At 65.5% G+C, this 18,378-nt stretch carries 19 protein-coding genes; 9 read left to right on the top strand and 10 right to left on the bottom strand.

The genetic code is table 11. The features are described 5' to 3' along the window. The first annotated feature begins 139 nt into the window (after window positions 1-139). From J2T57_RS06025 to J2T57_RS06005, 6 genes are all read left to right on the top strand, one after another. The gene (locus J2T57_RS06025) at window positions 140-1,738 is read left to right on the top strand and encodes a trypsin-like serine peptidase (protein WP_253475790.1); all 1,599 of its coding nucleotides are present in this window, start codon (window positions 140-142) and stop codon (window positions 1,736-1,738) included. Between the two features lie 5 nt (window positions 1,739-1,743). Further along, window positions 1,744-2,253, top strand: coding sequence for a hypothetical protein (locus J2T57_RS06020; protein WP_253475788.1), 510 nt, complete (start codon window positions 1,744-1,746; stop codon window positions 2,251-2,253). Window positions 2,254-2,453: 200 nt separating this feature from the next. Beyond that, on the top strand, window positions 2,454-4,115 hold the full coding sequence (locus J2T57_RS06015; RefSeq protein ID WP_253475786.1) for a hypothetical protein: 1,662 nt from the start codon (window positions 2,454-2,456) through the stop codon (window positions 4,113-4,115). Window positions 4,116-4,273: 158 nt separating this feature from the next. Then, window positions 4,274-4,507, top strand: a complete 234-nt coding sequence (locus tag J2T57_RS22375) for an AbrB/MazE/SpoVT family DNA-binding domain-containing protein (RefSeq protein ID WP_366519076.1) — start codon at window positions 4,274-4,276, stop codon at window positions 4,505-4,507. Then, on the top strand, window positions 4,504-4,671 hold the full coding sequence (locus J2T57_RS06010; RefSeq protein ID WP_253475784.1) for a PIN domain-containing protein: 168 nt from the start codon (window positions 4,504-4,506) through the stop codon (window positions 4,669-4,671). Before J2T57_RS22375 ends, J2T57_RS06010 begins: the two co-directional genes overlap by 4 nt. A gap of 403 nt (window positions 4,672-5,074) precedes the next feature. Beyond that, a complete protein-coding gene (locus tag J2T57_RS06005; RefSeq protein WP_253475782.1) occupies window positions 5,075-6,091 on the top strand; it encodes a formylglycine-generating enzyme family protein in 1,017 nt (338 codons plus the stop codon). 56 nt (window positions 6,092-6,147) lie between these two features. Here the strand turns inward: J2T57_RS06005 and J2T57_RS06000 are convergent, their stop codons facing one another. The 4 genes from J2T57_RS06000 to J2T57_RS05985 all read right to left on the bottom strand — a co-directional run bounded on the left by J2T57_RS06000 (window position 6,148) and on the right by J2T57_RS05985 (window position 9,385). Beyond that, window positions 6,148-6,693: a hypothetical protein gene (locus tag J2T57_RS06000; protein ID WP_253475780.1), complete on the bottom strand. Its 546-nt coding sequence runs from the start codon at window positions 6,691-6,693 to the stop codon at window positions 6,148-6,150. A 252-nt stretch (window positions 6,694-6,945) separates the two neighbouring features. Then, complete coding sequence (locus tag J2T57_RS05995) at window positions 6,946-7,641, bottom strand: PEP-CTERM sorting domain-containing protein (protein ID WP_253475777.1); 696 nt, start codon at window positions 7,639-7,641, stop codon at window positions 6,946-6,948. A gap of 196 nt (window positions 7,642-7,837) precedes the next feature. Then, the gene (locus tag J2T57_RS05990; protein ID WP_253475774.1) at window positions 7,838-8,593 is read right to left on the bottom strand and encodes a hypothetical protein; all 756 of its coding nucleotides are present in this window, start codon (window positions 8,591-8,593) and stop codon (window positions 7,838-7,840) included. Window positions 8,594-8,884: 291 nt separating this feature from the next. Further along, on the bottom strand, window positions 8,885-9,385 hold the full coding sequence (locus J2T57_RS05985; protein ID WP_253475771.1) for a DUF192 domain-containing protein: 501 nt from the start codon (window positions 9,383-9,385) through the stop codon (window positions 8,885-8,887). Between the two features lie 93 nt (window positions 9,386-9,478). On the opposite strand from J2T57_RS05985, the gene J2T57_RS05980 reads away from it, so the two are divergent. From J2T57_RS05980 to J2T57_RS05970, 3 genes are all read left to right on the top strand, one after another. Continuing rightward, a complete protein-coding gene (locus J2T57_RS05980; protein ID WP_253475768.1) occupies window positions 9,479-9,817 on the top strand; it encodes a thioredoxin family protein in 339 nt (112 codons plus the stop codon). Between the two features lie 94 nt (window positions 9,818-9,911). Next, window positions 9,912-11,828 (top strand): putative bifunctional diguanylate cyclase/phosphodiesterase, encoded by a 1,917-nt coding sequence (locus J2T57_RS05975; protein ID WP_253475765.1) that lies wholly within the window; start codon window positions 9,912-9,914, stop codon window positions 11,826-11,828. Between the two features lie 270 nt (window positions 11,829-12,098). After that, window positions 12,099-12,590, top strand: coding sequence for a hypothetical protein (locus J2T57_RS05970; RefSeq protein WP_253475762.1), 492 nt, complete (start codon window positions 12,099-12,101; stop codon window positions 12,588-12,590). Between the two features lie 90 nt (window positions 12,591-12,680). On the opposite strand, the gene J2T57_RS05965 is transcribed toward J2T57_RS05970, so the two are convergent. The 6 genes from J2T57_RS05965 to J2T57_RS05940 form a co-directional block, all read right to left on the bottom strand. Beyond that, complete coding sequence (locus J2T57_RS05965) at window positions 12,681-13,379, bottom strand: SIMPL domain-containing protein (RefSeq protein ID WP_253475759.1); 699 nt, start codon at window positions 13,377-13,379, stop codon at window positions 12,681-12,683. A gap of 57 nt (window positions 13,380-13,436) precedes the next feature. After that, the gene (locus J2T57_RS05960) at window positions 13,437-14,063 is read right to left on the bottom strand and encodes a hypothetical protein (RefSeq protein ID WP_253475756.1); all 627 of its coding nucleotides are present in this window, start codon (window positions 14,061-14,063) and stop codon (window positions 13,437-13,439) included. 252 nt (window positions 14,064-14,315) lie between these two features. Next, a complete protein-coding gene (gene cas6f, locus J2T57_RS05955; protein WP_253475753.1) occupies window positions 14,316-14,852 on the bottom strand; it encodes a type I-F CRISPR-associated endoribonuclease Cas6/Csy4 in 537 nt (178 codons plus the stop codon). Beyond that, window positions 14,852-15,898, bottom strand: coding sequence for a type I-F CRISPR-associated protein Csy3 (csy3, locus tag J2T57_RS05950; RefSeq protein WP_253475750.1), 1,047 nt, complete (start codon window positions 15,896-15,898; stop codon window positions 14,852-14,854). The genes cas6f and csy3 overlap by 1 nt, the downstream gene beginning before the upstream one ends. After that, window positions 15,880-16,797 carry a type I-F CRISPR-associated protein Csy2 gene (locus tag J2T57_RS05945; RefSeq protein ID WP_253475747.1) on the bottom strand — a complete coding sequence of 306 codons (918 nt, stop codon included), beginning with the start codon at window positions 16,795-16,797 and terminating at the stop codon, window positions 15,880-15,882. Before J2T57_RS05945 ends, csy3 begins: the two co-directional genes overlap by 19 nt. A 2-nt stretch (window positions 16,798-16,799) precedes the next feature. Beyond that, the gene (locus tag J2T57_RS05940) at window positions 16,800-18,170 is read right to left on the bottom strand and encodes a hypothetical protein (protein WP_253475744.1); all 1,371 of its coding nucleotides are present in this window, start codon (window positions 18,168-18,170) and stop codon (window positions 16,800-16,802) included. Window positions 18,171-18,378 lie beyond the last annotated feature (208 nt).

The raw sequence follows: 18,378 nt of genomic DNA, 5'->3' as shown, positions 1-18,378 counted from the left end.
CCACCAGGAGGCCACCGCCCGCGGGACGATCGGGGGGTGTCTGGGCGCAACTCCCCCCCATTTGAGGGTGGCGCGAGCGCACGCCTTGCAGCGACAGTGGCGAAGGGTGTGCAGCGAATAACAAGACTGGGTGGGTGTGATGGGCAATTCTCCGGGCAGAGGTGGTGGTGGTTTGCTGGCGCGGATCGCCGTGATTGGCCTCGGTGCGCTTGTGCTTGCTGGCTGCGCCTCGTCTGGCAAGGCGCCTGTCATCCATACACCGCACCCCGAGGTCACGCGCACCATGGACCGCCAGCTTTCGGTGTTCTGGCAGGCGTACCGCAACGCCGAGGCGCTGGAGGCCTGGCGGATGGCCTACTATGACCTCATGTCCCCGTGGAGTGACAATTACCGGATTGCCAAGAGCTTCGGCTGGGACAGCAGAAAGCGGCTGGTGCCGGATGATCTCCCCGCGGAGGACTACGCGAACGCCTATCTCGACTCCCGCCAGTATGCCTTTACCTCGTGGGGAGCGATGAGCTTTGCCTACCTGGGGCTGGTGCGTGGCCCGGGGTACGAGGGTGATGAGTACGCCCTGCGGGCGCGGGACATGTACGCATACAACCTGCAGGTGCTCGCGGGCAGTGAGCGTGACCATGTCAGGCTGCGTGAGCGCGCCGACCGACAGGCCAATCGCGGCCGGGAGATCGCCGCTGGCGCTTTCGCACTCGGTGGGGTCGCGCTCGCCATTGTCGGCGAGCAGCGCGGCTATCTGGAGCCGGAGCAGGCGCGTGAGGCCGTCAGCAACGTCGGCCAACTCGCCAACTCCATTGCCCGCTCCGGGTCGCGCAGCGCCGATCAGGTCGCCCGGGTGGTCGGGGAGAACACCGTCAGTGGGGATGGCACGCGCATGGTGATCATTCCCTCCGTTGGGCTTTTTACGACCACGGCGCGGTTTGTCACCGCCGACGGCCACTGCACGGCGAGCCTGATCGAGACGCAGATCGTCGTCACCAATGCGCACTGCGTGACCGACGAGCGCGGCAATCTGCGTGGAGGGCTTGGCAGCGCCAGGGTTGTCTTCAATGACCTGCACACCATGGTCTCGGTGCCGGTGACCCAGGTGATTCTCTCCGGAGGCGATCGCTCGGAGTGGTGGCGCGCGCAGTATGCGAGCCCGCCGGAGTTCGAGCGCTGGGCGGACGACTGGGCGGTGCTGCGCCTCGCCTACCACCCGCGCCTGCCGCGCAGTGCGGGCTGGCGCTACCGGGCGTTTGACTGGCAGCGCCGGCCGCTCACCGCAATGCCGAGCGTGCGGGATTTTCTCGGCGATGACTATCTCGAGACCGGTGATGGCTTTGAAGGCGAGATTGCGCTCTCCGGTCATTCCGGGGACTTGAACGACGGCCGCTTTCAGTCGTTGCACTGGGGCTGTCGCGGTGAGAGCGTGCGCCACCCGACCCATGTCCAGCATGGCTGTCGCGGCGCGCCGGGCGCCTCGGGCTCACCGGTCTTTGGCATCATCAACAACTTCGACGGTGCTGATCGGGCGCGCCGCGAGGGCACGTTGCTCGAGACCCAGCGCTTTCGGCTGATCGGCCTCAAGGCCTACGGATTCGCCGGCGGCAATGGTGGTGGCGGGCCGAGCGTGTCGCAGTTCCGCGAGGCCGTGCTCCAGATGCGCCGGCGTGTCGGGGCAGGGGAGTTCCGCGATCCGTTTGAGGTGATCGACTACAATGCCGTCGCGGGCGCCAACTAGGTCGTTTGTCAATCGCCGCCCCGCAGGTGGAGGGCACTGGCCGTGAGCCGATTGCCCCGTCGGACGCCGATCTTGCACCCAACAACGCGCAGAAGGCGACAGCTCTGCGGACTGCGGTTGCCATCCTTGAAAAATGGGGGGCATCCACGGAACAGACGCTGGCAATCCTTCGCATCGCAAGAATCACGTATTCGCGTGTCAAACGCGGTGAGGTGGTGAGTCTCGAGGACGATCATCTCACCCGCGTCAGCATCGTTCTGAACATTCACGCGGGGCTCGCCACGGTCTTCGACAACCCCGAAAACGTGTACGGCTTCATGGGAATGCGCAACCACAACGCCTTCTTCCTGGGCCGTAGTCCGCTTGAAATCATGGAGCAGGGCGACTTCATGTCGGCCCTCGAAACGTACCGACGCATTGCCGCGCGATGCGGCGGCGCTACCCCGGCTGCTGGCCGGGCCGCGCCAGGCTCGGCGGCTGGTGAGCTCGAAGTTTCCGCCGACCCCTCTCCTTGAGGGTGTGGCGCAGGATGACTTCGACACCTTGTCCGCAGTTCAGGCGATCGCCAATCCCCGCTTGCTGAACGAGACCGGAGAGGTGGGGCGCACTCCGAAAGGCGGCATCCCCTTCGTGGCGCGGGCTTGCCTGCGCGCTCAGGGGCGCTATTCTCTGTCGCCGGAGTGCCGTTGTAATGCGATGACACGGGGTGTGGCGTATGGGGAGTTTTCGCGACGCGATGGGGCCTGTTGCAGCGCGGCTGCGCCAGGGGAGGCCGAGCGCCCAGCCGGTCAGCCAGGTGGCGCTGCGTATCCCCGGTCATGGTTGCGGTGATCTGCTGACGGCGGTTCGCGGCTGTCTTCTGCACTGGATCGAGCGGCGAGCCGGCGCGACTCTCCCGGCGCGCGCCTGGGAGGGCGAGGCATTCACGCTTGATCACATCGCCGCACAGCGCACGGAGACCGTCGCGTTGCCTGACAACGGCTTCTGGGCAGCGCGAATCGATGATGTCGACAAGTCGATCGCCAATCGCCGCTGGATCACCGAGGTCAGCATGGCGGTTGTGGATGACGCTGTGCTGCTTGGCTGCCGCCTGCACTGTGTCTCACACGGTGTTGATGCCCCGTTCGCCCGATCAATCCCCGGCTTCGTGAAAGCGTTGATCGATGCCTTCCCGGTCGAGATCGACGGGCTCCCCGCTTCACTCTCCCCCTGGGTGGTCGCCGAGCCCGCCGCTGTCGAGCGCCTGGTGCGGCTGATCGAGGCCCCCGGGCGTGTCGCGCCGGTGATCGTCCTCGCCCTGCCGGAGGGCTCGGAGGATCCAGCGAAGACCGCCTGCTCGGCCGACGCCCTCTGCCGCGGGCTGGCGGGGGTGGCGCATGTGGCGGTCATCACCGCAAGCGCCTCGTTCCGCCTGAGTGATGCGCTTGGCAAGCCGCTGTCGGTGTTTCGCCAGGCGGTGAGAACCTACCGCCCTGGTTTTGATCGCGAAAACGACGACCCCCTGCGCCATCCGCTCGCGCTGCCGCACCGCATCGAGCAGTGGCCCGATGGGGGAGCGGGCACCTACGAGCGCTTTCTGATCGATCTGCACCTGCGCGGCTCGGTGTCCGCGCCGGACTCCGAGCGGCGGGTGCCGTCTTTTGCGCGGGTCCGTGCCTACGTCAGGGAGGCCGAGCGTGCCGCCTCCAAGCAGGCAGCTGCGCCCGACGCCGAGCTCCTCGCACTGGCGGAGGCGGAGATCGAGGCGCTGCAAAGCGCCCGGAACGAGGAGGTGGATGCGCTGACGCTGCTGCTGGTAGAGGCGGAGCGCGAGCGCGATGCGGCGAGCGAGGAAGTCGGTCGCCTGACTGCCAAGAATCACGCGCTGCGCGAGCGTATCATTGCCCTTGAGCGCGCCTCCGCAGCCGGGGAGGCGGTGGCCGACACGCCGATCCCGCAGACCCTTGAGGACTTCCCCGAGTGGTGCCGGCGTCATCTGGCCGGTGCCGTGGAGGTCCTGCCCCGGGCGCTCCACGGGGTCAAGAAGTCGCGGTATGGGGATGTGGCGCTGCACTACCAGGCGCTGCTGCTCCTGAAGGAGCACTACGTGCCGATGCGTCGGGAAGGCGGTGGCGAGCGCAAGGACGCCTTCGAGGCGGCCTGTCGGGAGCTCGGGCTGGTCGAGCAGAGCGCCTTTACCGGGCCCTCCATGGGTGAGTTTGCGGAGCAGTACACCGTGACGTACGAGGGCCGCAAGTGCGTGCTCGATCGCCACCTCAAGAAGGGCTCGACCAAGGATGATCGCCTGTGCTTTCGCCTCTACTACTTCTGGGATGCGGTCTCGGAGGAGGTTGTGGTTGGCTCCATGCCCGCCCATCTCGACACCCGTGCGAGTTGAGTCGGGCCCGCGAGCCGGCTCCCCGGCGGGGATGACTCGCGTTTGGGACTCGTCCTCGCCGGGGCAACGCGTCATGGGAAGATCCGGTCCAGGCGCTATTTTTTGCCCTTGTGCTACCTTACATTATGTAAGGAATATTATTGGAGGTAAGGCGAGGCATGGCCACAGCGACGGTAACGAGTAAAGGTCAAATAACAATTCCCGCCAGCGTGCGGTCTGAGTTAAAGGTTGGTCCAGGTGATCGCGTAGAGTTTGTGAAGATGTCTGAAGGCCATTGGGAGGTCGTCGCAGCTGTTAAGGACGTCAGTCGACTGCGGGGTATTGTTGCAGCGAGGCGAGTCGTGAGTGTCGAGGAAATGGATGCAGCCATTCGGAAGAAGGCGGGACAGTGATTGGCCTTGATACCAATGTTCTGGTGCGCTATCTGACTCAGGACGACCCGGAGCAGTCCATGCAGGCCAATCAAATCATCGATGAGCAGCTGACGCCGCGTAATCCCGGCTTCATCGGGTTCCAGCCTCTGTGGCCCGGTTTCGGCGATTTATTATCCTCTTAATCAGCGTCTCGCTGCCGGCACCATCGGATTTGATTTCGCCGAACATGTGATGAAGACGCGGAGCGAGTATTCCGGACAGGAGATCCAGCAGATGCTCTCTGCGGGCGTCATGAGCCTGGGGCAGAAATAGCCGCGCTTCATGCAGGTGCACGACGGCGAGATCCGGCTGCGCGACCTGGTCAATCCGTACAGCCACTTGGCCGGCTCGCATGTGCGCATTGCGCCGTAGCCCATCGATCGTCGGTCGCTGCCTGCCCCTGGCGAGCCCGATGCCCATGAGCCGATTAGCGGACGTATTCGGCTCACGGCAGGCTGCTTTCTGAGCCGATTACCCCCATTTTGGGGGATGGCGCCAGCGCCCTTGCGTGCTATACCGGGCGTACTGATACTGGAGGAGCCATTGATGCGCGCACGCACCGCCCGAGCCTTCCTGCTGACCGCCTGCCTGCTTGTCGGCGGCGCGCTTGCGTCGACAGCGCCCGCCTCGGCAGAGGAGCGCGCGCAAAGCAGCGCTGCGATCGCCTGGGAGTATGTCCAGAGCCTCCCCCGGGGTGAGGCGCAGCGCCAGGCCGCCGAGGCCTTTCTGGAGGGCTATGCAGAGAGCCCGCAGGCCGGCGCGGCCAGTATCATGCTGCGCACCTACCAGGCGGAGGCGCCGGTGCCAGCGCCTGGGCAGCAGCCAGAGCCCTCAGAGCGGACGATGGGGGAGGTCGAGGCACCCCCCGGCGAGCGCCAGCGGGTTGCATCGGCGAGCAGGGCGGTCAGCGCGCCGGAGCTCCTGACGATTCCGGGCGGGACCATGCGTCTTGGCCGGCCTGGGTACGATACCTCCGATGGGCGACGGGCCCCGGATGACTACGTTGAGGTTACCCTCTCTGACTTCCGCATCATGGCGGCACCGGTGACATTTGATGAGTTCAACCAGCGGGCGCGCTTCGTCGACGGTGTCTCCGAGATGCCGGATTTTCATGGCTGGGGTCGTGGCGATCGGCCGGTCCTGGTGCGGCGCTTCACGGAAGCGGACGCGTACGCCCGCTGGTTGAGCGAGCAAACCGGCCAGCGCTTTCGCCTGCCCACCATGGCCGAGCTTGAGTACGCGGCGCGCTACGACGATCCGGAGCGGATCGATGACATCTACCTCAGCGTTCTTGATCGCCCGACGGACCGGCTGGAGGAAACGCTGCCGGTTTCCCGGATGCCGGCGAGTGCCAGCGGCCTGCGCGGCCTGGATATCCTCGACATGAACGAAATGTCCTGCACGCTTGCGCATGGCTCGCAACCGTATGCCGATCCCCATCGCTGTGAGGCAATCGACAACTTCATGGCTCCGGTGTACGGGTGGCGCTCGGGAGGGCGCATCATTATCGGCAACATAGTCGGTGCGCGTGTTCCGAAGTCATTTCGGCTAGTCGCCGAATAGCGAGCGGGCTCGCCGCACCGCCCAGGGCGGATTCCAGGACGAAGTTCTGGGCCTCCTCAGGGGGATGGTGTGGCCTCGGCATGCGTGGCGCGCGCAATCCAGCCGGACGCCTCCGGCGCCGGCAGCACGGCGGCGATAGCGTCTGTCGGGATGTCGCCGCAATAAGCGATGCTGCCGCCATCGCGTGCGCCGAGATACCACCAGGTGAGTGGCGCGCAGATGGCCGCGACCTCGGCCTCCGTCACTGCCGCATCGAGCGCGGCGACCAGTTCGGCCTTGTTGACGGGTATGGCGTCGGGCACCTCGCTTTCGCACGAGAAGCGATCCTCCTGGAGGATCTCCCAGATCAGGCTGTCGTCGACGCGAAGGCGCCTGGCGTCGAGTCGCGAGAGATCCACGATCACGGCGACAAGCCCCCGGTCCGGTGGCGGCAAGCTGATTGGCAGCGGTGCGCTCTCATAGTCACGGGCGAGATAGACCGCAGGGGCGATCATCGGCCAGCCGGACTCGCTCCCGGCGCGCTTTTGCTCAAGGCCGCGTGCGGTAATCGCGTCGCGGTGCTCGGGGCGGGTGAAGTGGACAAGGTAGCGCGGCCGTCGCATGGCGGTGGGTCATAGTCCCTGTGGCCCGGTTTGGGCGCTTTATTATTGTTCTATTTTACCAGAGCCAGCTTCTCGGGCGGCGGTACGACGCTGTGAGACCCCTCCAATAATCGACATTATGGTAATAATGTCAAAAGTCATGGATCTGCCCATGGGGTACCCACTCCCGATACATCCCTGCCGACTGACGCCGGGATACTGCTCTCCTGGGGCACCGCTCCAACGCCCCTGCACGCAGCCGGATCAATAATGTTACCGCGAGATTCTGCGGTGCCTGGTCTGGCGCCTGCGCAGCCCCAGCATCAGGAGAATGCCGGCGCCGACAAGACCGAGCGTTCCCGGCTCGGGGACGGCGACGCTCGGTGTGTCGGTGACGTAGACCCGATACATGTGTTGCCAGGACGTGGAAATGTGGCCGTCTGGATTGTCGTCGGTCGCTTGATACCGTCCGCCGAGATCAGTGGTGCGGAACCAGTATGAAGCCGCCCTGAAGTCGTCGAGCGACAAGCCAGCGGTCCCGATCAGCCAATAGGTGGTGCCCTCCTCGAGCAGCGTGTTGCCGCTGGCAGTGACATTGGTCAGGCTCGCCGGTTGCCCGGACGGCTGGGTGACATCGAACTCGAACACCTCGAGAAGATCCCCGAGTGCTGAGGTCGTGCCGCTGTATAGGCGGAACGTATGCTCAAGCGAGGTGTAGGCTGGTGTTGCGATCTGTAGGGGAATCTCGAGGCGGTCCAGGTACCCGCTTTCGCTTGCGGTAAACAGGGAGCCTCCCCAGGTCTGGTTGTGTGCTCCAAGAATACTCACGAGCGCCGTCTCTGCCCGGTCGAACGTCTCCGCCCCGCCGGTGTTGTCAAAAATAAGCCCTGCATGGGCCGGTCCGGCCAGTCCGAGACCCAGTGCAGCCGATAGGACGAGGTGCGAGCAGCGATTCGGCAGACCGTTCATGGCGGCTCCCCTGCTTTTATGATCCATTGCTGGCTCTACTCACTAAAGCACGGCTATGGCAGTCGTGCACCCCCCAAATGGGGGTATCTTGACGTTTGGGTGAATGTCATAAGTCAGAGATCCATGGTCGGGTCCGGACAGCGGGTTTACTTATCAGCACGAAAGTGGCTCTCAGGGCCGCTTTGGTTGCACTGTTTTAAACGACATGCCACGGCCGCTTGACCCGGGTGGTTCCCTGGCCTCTGCGCTCATGCTCACGAAATGGCTGGCGCAATGGCTTTCGGTGCTCGAGTGCGGTGAGTGCTTCGTACTCCGCATCCTCGCATTGCGCGAGATAGGCTTGTGCCTGGCGCTGCCACAGTGGCAGGAGTCTCGGCGTATAGAGCCGCGGTCGCAGATCTTCCGCCTCGCGCTCTGCCAGGCTGTGCACGTGCGCCTGCGCCTCGGGTGTGAAGGCCTCGAGGCAGGCATTGAAGGCGTTCGAGAAGAGAGCCCGCTGCACCACGGCCGCATGAATCGCCGCGGTGGCACGCGCCGCCTGCGTGGTGCTGCGCGAGATCTGAATCACGCCCGCATCGCTGAGGCGTGGCACCTCGGTCACGGCGTTGTAGCGCACGGAGCCCGACGGCAGTGTCGTGCACTCAAGGGCGATGGTAGTAAACCCCGAGCGCGCGGTGTGGCAGCGCGCCGGCAGGCTGAACGGCTCGGGGATGAGAAAGCGTTGCGGCAGCCCGTGGTAGCGGAAGGCGTCATTGCGAAACTGGAGCGCAAGACGGAGCGCCTCCTCCTCCCCGTAGGTCGCGACAGCGAAGGCGCCGCGGTCATGTTGCTGGACCCCATCGCGGGCAGTGACAGCCGCCACCACGGATACCCATCCGTTCGAGGTGCTCACGGAGAGCCCGCGAAATTGCCGCACTCGGCTCTTCAGATCCACCTTGCGTCTATCGCCCACCGCGCTCTCCTGTCTTGTCCCGGCTGCGGGCCGGCACCCCGCTTCGTTCGGTGAATAAGCATAGCCTGATCCCCTGCGGGTGCATGGCATGGTGGTGGCCGCGATGGTCGGCGGTCAAAACTGTGACGGACAGCCGTGATGGACGTGAAGCGGCGCACAACTCCAGGTGCAGTGCATGGGTAATCTGGCGGCGTTGGACATTGTTTGAACCTCCTCCATCCTGATCATTTATCGGGACTTCAGGGGCGCCCTCCAGGGCGCCCCATTTTTTCCGCTGCACGGCACCCACCGTCAGTCGGCGAGCGCGATGCGCTGACCCGGGCGCAGCGCGCCGAGGGGGTGCGCGGGATGGATCTCAAGGGCAAAGAGAATCGGGGCGCGTGCGTGGACAGGTGCATCGCCCGGGTGCATGTGCTCGACCTGGAAGATGATCCCGTCGGCGTCAATGAAGCCGATGACCAGGGGGCCGTGGACGTTCCGCATGTGAAAGGCGGCCGCGATCGGCTGCTCGAAGACGAACAGCATGGGATTCTCGAGCACGACCTCGGGACAAAGCCGCTGCATGCCGGCCATGCGCTGGGTGTCCGTGATCGCAAGCCTCGCGTCGAGCGCGATCGGCTCGACCGCCTCCCCGGGGGGATGGAGCAGCAGTGCGGCCCTTGGCATGCTCTCTAGGGCGGGCGTCGAAGGCAGGCACGCGGCGAGCACACTGCCCGCGCCGCCAAAAAGGAGCGCTGTTGCTAGCGCCATGCGCCGAATCTGCCCCATCACGGTTTTGCCTGTCACGCCCATCACCCCGCCACCTCTGCCCCCGCCATCAATCAATGCTGGCGCGCCTGCTGTTCAGCCATTATAATAAAGCTGTTATATTAAATCGAGCACTGCATGTTCTTTACATCAACACTGCGCACCCGCCCGGGTGCTACCCGTGAGGCCGCCGCTGCGCGCCCGACAACCACCCTGATCGAGTTCTGGGCGCCCTGGGCGGCGCCCGCGGTTGCCATGGCAGGGGATCTCGCAGATGTGCTGGCCGACGCCGACCTGGCCCTCTCCCATGTCCGCTTTGATATCGAGGAGGACCCGGAGGCCGCCGCGCGCCACCAGGTCCGCGCCGTACCAACACTGATCGTGCTTCGCGATGGCGAGGAGGTCTGCCGCCACACCGGGCAGCTCGGCACGGCCGCCATCCAGGCATTCCTGCACCGCGCCGGCGTGGCCTGCTGACTATATTTTACAGATACTATTTGACGGTTGACCGGATATTTAATATAGTTCTGAAAAAATGCCCCTTGCGGGCCATCCAGGTTGGTCAGATTCCATGTTCAAGTCAGACCGAAGTGCGCTTGGCGCCCTGCTCCTCCTCGCCTGCACGGCCACCGTGCTGCCGGTTGCTGGCATGGCGCCGGCGGGACTGCTGCCTGACCTTGCCCTCGGCCCCTGGTACTGGCTTTTCCTGGGCGCACTCTGGAGCGTGCTGCTTGCCGGCCCCCTTCGCGCACTCCAGGGCCTCGTTGCGCGCCTGGTGCTCGCCCAACGGGTCCGTCGCGACGCAAAATCGGCCGTGGGCTCACTCCACCAGGCGCTCATTGGCGCGGCGGTTGCCGCCTCCAGTGATGCGTTCATGGTAGTGAGCCCGGCCCGGGAAGTGGTCTATGCCAATGCGGCCTTTCGCAGTGGCCGCGAGGCGACTGGGCCGGCGCGGTTACCGGCGATTCTGCTTGAGGACCCGCCAGGTCGTGGCACCCAGCGCTCGCTCTGGGACTATCTCGACGATGGCCTCGCACAGTGGAGCGGTGAGGCGCTGGTGGAGATGGGCAGCGGGGTGTTTGCCGAGCGGCGGGTGTCTGCGACACGGGTCGCCGGCGGCTATCTCGTGGTCGGCATCCTCGATAACGTCACCGCGCGGGCCTATCGCGAGCGCCTTGAGTTCATGGCAAGCCATGATGCACTCACCGAGCTCTTGAACCGACCCGGATTTGAGATGCGCCTGGCTGCCCGGATGGCCGAGCAGGCGCCTGGGCGGCGGCGCGGCTTTGGTGTGATCCAGCTCGATCTTGATCATTTCTCCGCAATTAATGACTCCCTGGGGCACGAGATCGGCGACCGGCTGCTCCAGGCCGTCGGCGCGCGGATTGCCCGGCGCCTGCGCGGTGGGGACTGCCTGGCGCGCTTCGGTGGGGATGAGTTCTGCATGCTGATCGATGCGGCCGAGGATGGTGATGCGCTCGAGTCTGCCGCCCGTGAGATCCAGTCGGTCTTCGATGCGCCCTTCATGCTCGACGGCGTCGAGGTCTTCTGCCGGGCGAGCCTCGGGCTTGTGCATGCGCCGCTTGACGGGGCGAGCGCCCAGGACCTCATCAAGTACGCCGACTCCGCCATGAATCGGGTGAAGCGCGGCGGGCGCGGCGGGCTTGAGCGCTTCAGCCGCGAGATCAACGAGCAGGCCGTGCGCCGCCTGCGCCTTGCCACCGAGCTTCGCCTGGCGCTGCGCGACCAGCAGTTCTGCCTGCACTTCCAGCCGGCGATTGATGCGCGCACCGGTTCGATCTGCGCCTTCGAGGCGCTGGTGCGCTGGAATCACCCCGTCGACGGCATGATCTCCCCGGCGGAGTTCATCCCGATTGCCGAGGAGACCGGTGTCATCAACGAGCTCGGCGACTGGGTGTTCCGCGAGGCGGCGGCCGCACTGGGCCGCTGGGACGCTGCGGGCGGGGCGCGGGTTGGCGTCTCGGTCAATCTCTCCGCACGCCAGCTCCTCCAGCCCGATATCGCCATGCGCCTCGCCGAGTCGGCCCGGGCGGCCGGGATTGCGCCGCGGCGCCTGACCCTTGAGATCACCGAGACCGCGCTGATGCGCGATCCGGAATTCGCCGCAAGCCAGGTGCGCCGGCTGAAGCGCCGCGGCTTCCCCATCGCGCTCGATGACTTTGGCACCGGCTACAGCTCGCTCTCCTACTTGAAGCACTTCCGCATCGATCAGCTGAAGATCGACCGCTCGTTCGTGCGTGGCCTGCCCGGTGACCGGGACGACATTGCCATCACCCGCACCATCGTCGCCATGGCACGCCATCTCGGGCTTGCCATCGTCGCCGAGGGGGTGGAGACGGCGGCCCAGGCGGCCTACCTGCGGGAGCTTGGCTGCGAGATGCTCCAGGGCTTTCACTTCAGCCGCCCACTGCCCGAGGCCGCGGCGCTTGCGTGCCTGCGCGAGGACGCGCTCGCGCTCGCCGGCTGACCCGGGTCGATCGCTGTCGCCTATCAAATAACCTTCTGGTTTAAGTGTGGCCCGTAGGTGTCTATTTAAAAGGCATATCAATGACGGCCACAGGCCGGCGCCCGCCCTGTCCGTCAAACAACGATCAAACAAGTCCGCCCCCAGCAGCTCCGGTCTGCTCGCGGCTTCGCCGCTGGTGGGTCTGGTGGCGATCCGCTAGAGTCGGTGGGCTGGGCTGGGGCACCGGGTGGTGAAGAGGGGGTTATGCCGAGGGATTCCAGTGAGCGATCGATGGGGTCTTACGCGCGTTTTGCGCAGGCGGACCTGTGCGATCTCGCAGCGCTGCTCGATGCGCATTTCGACGTCGTCAAGGTCCGCCGTCTCTGGCGGCGCCACGCTGCCCGGAATCTGGCGGGGTTCGAGGCGGACAACAGTGAGTTTGTTGCCGATCTGCTAAAGCGCACGCCCGCGCAGCGGCCCGCGCTGGTGCGTCGTCTGATCAAGCAATCCACTCCCGCGACGGCGGCGGTGATCATTGTGATGGCGGTTCTTGCCTGCCAGCGGGCGATCGAGACGATCGAGCTGCGTGACGCCTACGCCGGCGTGCTGTCGCCGGGCGGCTCGAACCGCGGCACGGTCGCGGGGCTGTATCGCTTTACGCGGGCCATGGCGGCGATCCAGGCGGAGTTCGCCGAGTACCGCTGGCCGCACGACGCGTTCCAGATCATCGGCCTCGCCTCGGATAAGGAGGATGAGGAGGATGAGGAGGATGAGCAGGACTAGCGCGGCCACGTGGATCCGCCGCTCCCAGGGTCCCCGCGCACCCTGTTCGGGGGCTGGCAGCGACCTGTGGCTGGCACCAGAGGTTGGTCGCTAGGGCTGATCGGCGCGGGTGATCTCGAAGACGGCCCGGACCTGTGCCGATCGGCTCTGCTCGCCTGGCGCGTAGTGGGGTGTTGCGCTCTCGGCCTGGGCGGCCAGCGCCATGGTGCGCGGTGCGCTTGCGCCGTGCTCGCCGAGATCGATTGATACAAGCCGCGCGCGGCCATCGCCTGCGAGCGCGCGGGCGCGGGCGATCGCCTCGTTGCGGGCGGCAAGCAACACGGCCTCGCCACCGGTGCTGTCGCTGTAGCTGATACCGCTCACCACTTCCACGCCGGCGTTGTTCAGCGCCGCGATGATCTCGCCCAGTCCTGAGAGCTCGGTCACGGTGACGCGAACGCCGCGACGGGCCTCAAAGCGCGCCTGATCGCCACGGTCCATGCGGTGCAGGGCGTGGCTTTGCAGAGAGCCGATGTCAATGTGCCGAGGCTCGATGCCGAGTGCCTCGAGCGCCTCGCTGAGTGCTGTCGCGCGCTGATCGAGCTCGGCGCGGATCGCCGCCGCGTCACTGCCCCTTGAGACCAGTGCCGCGCGCACCTCGGCGCGATCGGGCGTGACCGCGATCGTCTGGGTGAAATTGAGCGTGTACTCCGCACTCTCCGCCGCCCGCTCGGCCCCGGGGGCGAACACTACCACGATGAAGGCAAGTGCGAACGTGGCGAAGATCGCAAGCCTGATTTTCAGTTTCATGGGTTGATCACTCTCGTCTTTTCAGGGTTGTCGGCGCCCCAAAGGCGCCGAGCGGAATCACTCGGCGTACTGCCGCACACAGGCGACCAGTGCCACCGTAGCTTTGTCACTGCCGCCGCCAGAGGTTGCACCGCCCGTCGAGGAGAGCGCTCTCCGTGTGGCCTGCGTCGCGCTGCGCTCATGGGATGTCCAGTAGAGCGTGGACCGCTGCGCCCCATGGTCTCTGAGTGCGAACAGGACCGCGCTCACATTACCTGGCAGCATCCAGTCGCCATGGCCGTGTGCGCTCAGGGTGGCGCAATAGAGGGCGGCAGGAAAGTCGCCGCCATGGGCGATCTTCGCTGCAAGATTCTCCCTTGAAGCATCAAGGCTGCCCACCGTGCCGAGTTCGCCCTCGCCGTCCCGGGTGGGCGACCAGGCGCGCGAGACCGTGTGTGCGGCACTTGCGGCAACAAACTGTGAGCTGACGTAGATGCTGCCGTCATCGCACACATCCCCCCGCGATGAGCACCCGGTTGGCGGCGGGCCGAAATCCTGCGGCACCAGGCCTGGCGCTTCCGCTGCCGCGGGCTTGAGCCCCTTGACGGGCACGAGCAACGTAAAGCCCCCGCTCGCAGCCGATAGCACCGGTGTTGCCAGCAGCGCCAGCACGAGTGCGCCGATGAGGTGATGCGTCTTTTTCATAGCAAGTATCCTTTTTTATTTAAATTAAATTAACACCTGCCCCCGCATGATGTCCAGTGTGTCTTGATGCGTCTGCCTCTCAGACTGCCTCGCCGACGTCCGTATGGACCTGTCCCCGCGCATGCGGCGGGAACGCTTGCTGTCGGCGCCCCCTGGCGCCGCGCGTCATCACTCGGCGTGCTGCCGCACACAGGCGACCAGCAACGTCTCCCTTGCAGCCAGCCGCAGGACGCTGCCCGCGGACAACACGCGCTAGAACATCGGCACGGTGCTGCCCTCAAGGCTCAGCCCATAGGTGCCGTATTGCGTCGTCACCGCTCGATCGGCCCCTTCCATGCGCACGCTGAGCGAGAAAGTCCGCCGGTTGCTCTCGCTTTGAAAGCGGATCCAGGGGTAGGTGGGCAGCTCGGCCGCCTCCTTGCCGAAGCGCCGCATTCTGGACTCCCTGCGTCGGTCCCGCACGAAGCGGACTTCGGCAGCGTCCTCGGGGACGGGGCGCACCGGGAGGACGCGAAGCTCCCCGCCCTCCTCCATCCGGCTGATGATGGGGTGGCGGGAGAAGAGCACCAGCGAGAGGCGCTCGCCCACCAGGCGTAGCGTGCGCCCAAGGGTGGTGTGCTGCGGGTGACCCGGGTGGTGCTGCCAGCCCGGGAAGGCAAGCGCGATGCGCCGCTGCGCGGGGGCGTTGGTGTTCATTCCGTGCAACAGCTGGATCACCCCGCGATGCAGCTCTTCGACCGAACAGAGCGGGACCAGCGGCTCAAGATCGAGGTAGAACCGCTCGCCCATCACTTCGCCCCCTTCTTCCCGGAGTAGACGCCACCGCGCACCAGGCAGGCGGCCACGAAGTGCATGTCGCCGGTGATGTCACTCCCCGCCTCGAGAGCTGCGATATAGTCGGTCAGGTTGTTCTCCACCAGGGTGTAGAAGTCGTTCTTCGGCTTGCCCTCGACGCGGTAGGCGCGGCTGAAGGTCTGGTCAATGCCAAAGGGCTCGACCGGCAGGGGATAGTCCTCCGCACCGTCCCGATACCAGGTGTCGATACGGCGGATGGCGTTGCCGATCTTCTGGCTGTGGAAGATGGCCTGGCGAGTCCCGTCAGCGGTCGTTATCGCGGCGAGCACCCGGGAAATCTTCTCGCCCTTCTCCTCGGCACCAAACTCCTGGGAGGGGAAGACCTCGGCACCGGCGCCGAGATAGCCGACCGCCTCGACATGCATGACAGCGGGCTTGCGACGGTTGGTGAGCGCCTCTGCGATCCGGGCGACGAACTGCTCGATCACGTCCTGCTGCTCGGCAAACTGCTCGAGGCTGTAGTCGTAGAGTGCTGGTGCAAAGGTCGCCTTGAGCTCATCGATGCGCAGCGTGATCGCCTTGTCCTGCGCCGACTCGTTGCGCCACAGGAAGCGCCCGGTGGCGAGGTTCGCGAAGTAGCGCCGGGCGAGCTCGGTGAAGCCACCCCGGGCGGCGTAGGCGGACGAGAAGCGATCAAGCGTTGCCAGCACGGACTCATCATTACAGGAGTAGGCGCGCATGGCGTTTGCCAGGAACTGGACGGAGAATCGCAGCACAACCTCGGCGCAGTCACCCGGTAGAATCGCCATCTCGATGGTCTGGAGGTTGGCGCGGCCGGCGCTCTTGGCGTCCCCCGACTCCTTCTCGGCCTGGTCGCGCTCGCTGAAATTCGAGAGCGTTGCCCGCAGGCGCTGGCGGATGACCGGTACCGGCGCGAGCGCCGCCTCATCGCCGCCACGGGCGTAGAAATAGCCGATGGTCGGCTGGATAGAGCGCTTGAAGCTCAGCAGTGATGGGAGAGTCAGGGATTGGTTTGGCACGGTGCGCCTCCTTTGATGATGTAGGAATTCGGGGTGTCCTGGTCAGGCATCCAGGAGATGGCCGGACTGCCCCTCTCTGGGTCACTCAGTGCGGCGCGCACCGATGCGGCGGTGCGTGCCCGGGCAAGCCCGATCACGGGCTCTGCGTAGGCGTGGGGGTAGCCACCGCGCACGCCGCGCCGGTGCCGCGGGTGCTCAAGCAGCACGAAGCCAACGGCAAGCGGCAGCAGTAGCCCGAGATAGTCCTGATCGGCTGCGCTCGCCTGCTCATGCTCACCTTCGGTGGCCGCGGGCTTGCGTCTTGGCCTTGAGATAAGGCGAAGTAGCGTGTCGAGTCGGTCGCGGTCGCCGGGCTGCTGCTTGGCGAGGAGCTCGGAGCGGTCCTCGAGCAGGAAGGCCGATGCGGGCACGCGGGCCAGGGCCTCCGCCAGGCTCGCCTCGATGCGAATGCGCCTTGGTCGGACCGTCAGGGTGCCGCCTGCATAGCGCAGGTTGCCGAGGAGCGCGGCGAGCTCGCCGCCGATCAGCAGCCGATCGAGCGCATCCCGGCCCTCGTCGTTGCACTCGATCTCGAGGATCAGTGTCTGGCGGATGCGGGCCGTGCGTTCATCGACGATGGGCGCACCCTTGGTGGCGGCGCCTGCGGCCTGGGCCGTATAGACCACGTGTCGGGCATGACCGGCATCGCGCTCGAGCTCCTCGATGGCGAGCGTGACACTCATCACCTCTGCGCGTGCCGTGTTGCGGCCCTGCTCATCGAGGAGATCGCGGATCTCCCGCTCAAGGGCGTGGGCAAAGCCGTAGACAGCACTCATGCCGGGCAGTCCGGCAACGAAGCCGTTGCCGATGACATTCGCACCGTACACCTGCATGGGCAGGACGAGATGGCAGCTTGCCATGATCAGGCCCCCTGGTTGGCGCGGAGAAAGCGCGCGGTGGTGGTGCGGAAGAGATTGAGCTGCTCGTCGGTGAGTGCCCGCGCGGCCTTGTCCCTGCTGCCCTTGGTGAGGAGCAGCTGGAGTGTGTTGGCAAGCGCTGTCGCCTCGGCCCTGGCGGCGTCATGGCTGACGGTTCCGGCGAGGAAACCCGCAGTGAACCCCTGTGGCAGATTGCCGATGGCCGCAATCTCTGCGGCGCCGAGTCGCTCCTCGGCGATTGCATCGCGCAGTGCAAGGAGGTCCCTGTAGGTGTCTACCAGGACTTCCTCGACCAGGGCCTGGTAATGGGTGTGTTGCACGTGGTGCAGTGTCTGCCAGGCAAGGCGCTTGGCCTGCCTGCGATCGATGCGCGAGAGCGCCCCGCCTCTCGCCGCACGAGCGATCAGGCGCTCGATAGAAGCGCCGCGGATGCGCGGCAGGGCAGCGGTCAGAAAGCGATTATTGCCCTTGGTCGACGCGTTGAAATCGGAGATGTTCTGCGGGTTGTTGCTTCCAAAGGTGACCGACTCCCAGGGGACGAAGCGCTCTGGGTGGTGCTCAGCGAACTGTGCGATGGCGGCGGCGAGTTGCACCTGCATGGCGGCTGACGGTACCGGGGAGACGGCAAAGTAGTCGTGCGCTGGCTCCTCGTCTTGGACGTTGAGAAGGAGGAGCTGCTTGTCGAGTGGTGCCTCAGGCAGCGGCGCTGCAATCGCGCTTTGCGCGGCGGCGCTCAGGGCCTCGATGGTCGCATCGCTCGCGCCGATGTCGCGCAGCGCACGCAGGGCCATGTCGGCGGCTTCCGTTGTTGCGAGGCCCGCGAAGACCTCGAAGAGGCAACTGGGCTGCCCGTTTATCGAGAAGAGTGCGAGCCAGAAGTCCTTGGCGCGCAGTGCGGCCGCGCTGCCCGAGAAGATCCAGCGGCGGTCGACAGGCAGGCACCCGCTATGGACAACCGGGGCCCCGGTGGTTGTCGGGCTGGTGCTAGCAAGCCGAGTTTTTGCGTTGGCATCCAGGGTCTTGACTGGGTGGCTGCTGATCGCACCTGCGCAGTTGGCAAGGCCTTTCAGTGCATCTGCCTGATTGATGAGTTCTGCCGCGCTCTTCGGATCCGTGAACCAGGCGCTGCCCAGCTCCACCTTCTCCTCGCTTTTTGCTAACAGTGAGCCGCAAATGAGGAGCGTGAGGAATTCCCGGCATTCCTCGTCGCTGGTGATGGTGGGGTAGCAGGCAGAAACCCGGACCTTGAAGATGTCGTGATTGCGCAGGACCAGACAACTCAGGGCGCGCTTCTCGCTCTCCAGTGCGCGAATCTCGCCCATCATGTCCCGATGGGGCTTTGATCGAAGACGCATCAAGGCTCCTCTTGCCAGTGACTGCAATGCCGTTATGAAACCACGCTGCGCCGCACATGGCAACATTAATTTAGCATTTATGTTTTATGCAGGAGGATTTGGCACTCTCTCAACCGCCTATGTGGCGGGTAACCAAGCGCCCTTCACCTGGCACACCGGCATTATTCTCTCAGCCGCCTATGTGGCGGGTAACTCGAACGGAGCGAGA

Source organism: Natronocella acetinitrilica (genome assembly GCF_024170285.1).
GTDB lineage: Bacteria > Pseudomonadota > Gammaproteobacteria > Nitrococcales > Aquisalimonadaceae > Natronocella > Natronocella acetinitrilica.
The sequence above is the reverse complement of the archived record's forward strand: the minus strand, read 5'-3'. Positions and strand labels throughout refer to the sequence as shown.

Bases quoted from the DNA above. Each gene is read 5' to 3' on its own strand.
- J2T57_RS06025 (WP_253475790.1), top strand. From the start codon at position 140: ATGGGCAATTCTCCGGGCAGAGGTGGTGGTGGTTTGCTGGCGCGGATC.
- J2T57_RS06015 (WP_253475786.1), top strand. From the start codon at position 2,454: ATGGGGAGTTTTCGCGACGCGATGGGGCCTGTTGCAGCGCGGCTGCGC.
- J2T57_RS22375 (WP_366519076.1), top strand. From the start codon at position 4,274: ATGGCCACAGCGACGGTAACGAGTAAAGGTCAAATAACAATTCCCGCC.
- J2T57_RS06005 (WP_253475782.1), top strand. From the start codon at position 5,075: ATGCGCGCACGCACCGCCCGAGCCTTCCTGCTGACCGCCTGCCTGCTT.
- J2T57_RS06000 (WP_253475780.1), bottom strand. From the start codon at position 6,693: ATGCGACGGCCGCGCTACCTTGTCCACTTCACCCGCCCCGAGCACCGC.
- J2T57_RS05995 (WP_253475777.1), bottom strand. From the start codon at position 7,641: ATGAACGGTCTGCCGAATCGCTGCTCGCACCTCGTCCTATCGGCTGCA.
- J2T57_RS05985 (WP_253475771.1), bottom strand. From the start codon at position 9,385: ATGGGCGTGACAGGCAAAACCGTGATGGGGCAGATTCGGCGCATGGCG.
- J2T57_RS05980 (WP_253475768.1), top strand. From the start codon at position 9,479: ATGTTCTTTACATCAACACTGCGCACCCGCCCGGGTGCTACCCGTGAG.
- J2T57_RS05975 (WP_253475765.1), top strand. From the start codon at position 9,912: ATGTTCAAGTCAGACCGAAGTGCGCTTGGCGCCCTGCTCCTCCTCGCC.
- J2T57_RS05970 (WP_253475762.1), top strand. From the start codon at position 12,099: ATGGGGTCTTACGCGCGTTTTGCGCAGGCGGACCTGTGCGATCTCGCA.
- J2T57_RS05965 (WP_253475759.1), bottom strand. From the start codon at position 13,379: ATGAAACTGAAAATCAGGCTTGCGATCTTCGCCACGTTCGCACTTGCC.
- J2T57_RS05960 (WP_253475756.1), bottom strand. From the start codon at position 14,063: ATGAAAAAGACGCATCACCTCATCGGCGCACTCGTGCTGGCGCTGCTG.
- cas6f (WP_253475753.1), bottom strand. From the start codon at position 14,852: ATGGGCGAGCGGTTCTACCTCGATCTTGAGCCGCTGGTCCCGCTCTGT.
- J2T57_RS05945 (WP_253475747.1), bottom strand. From the start codon at position 16,797: ATGGCAAGCTGCCATCTCGTCCTGCCCATGCAGGTGTACGGTGCGAAT.
- J2T57_RS05940 (WP_253475744.1), bottom strand. From the start codon at position 18,170: ATGCGTCTTCGATCAAAGCCCCATCGGGACATGATGGGCGAGATTCGC.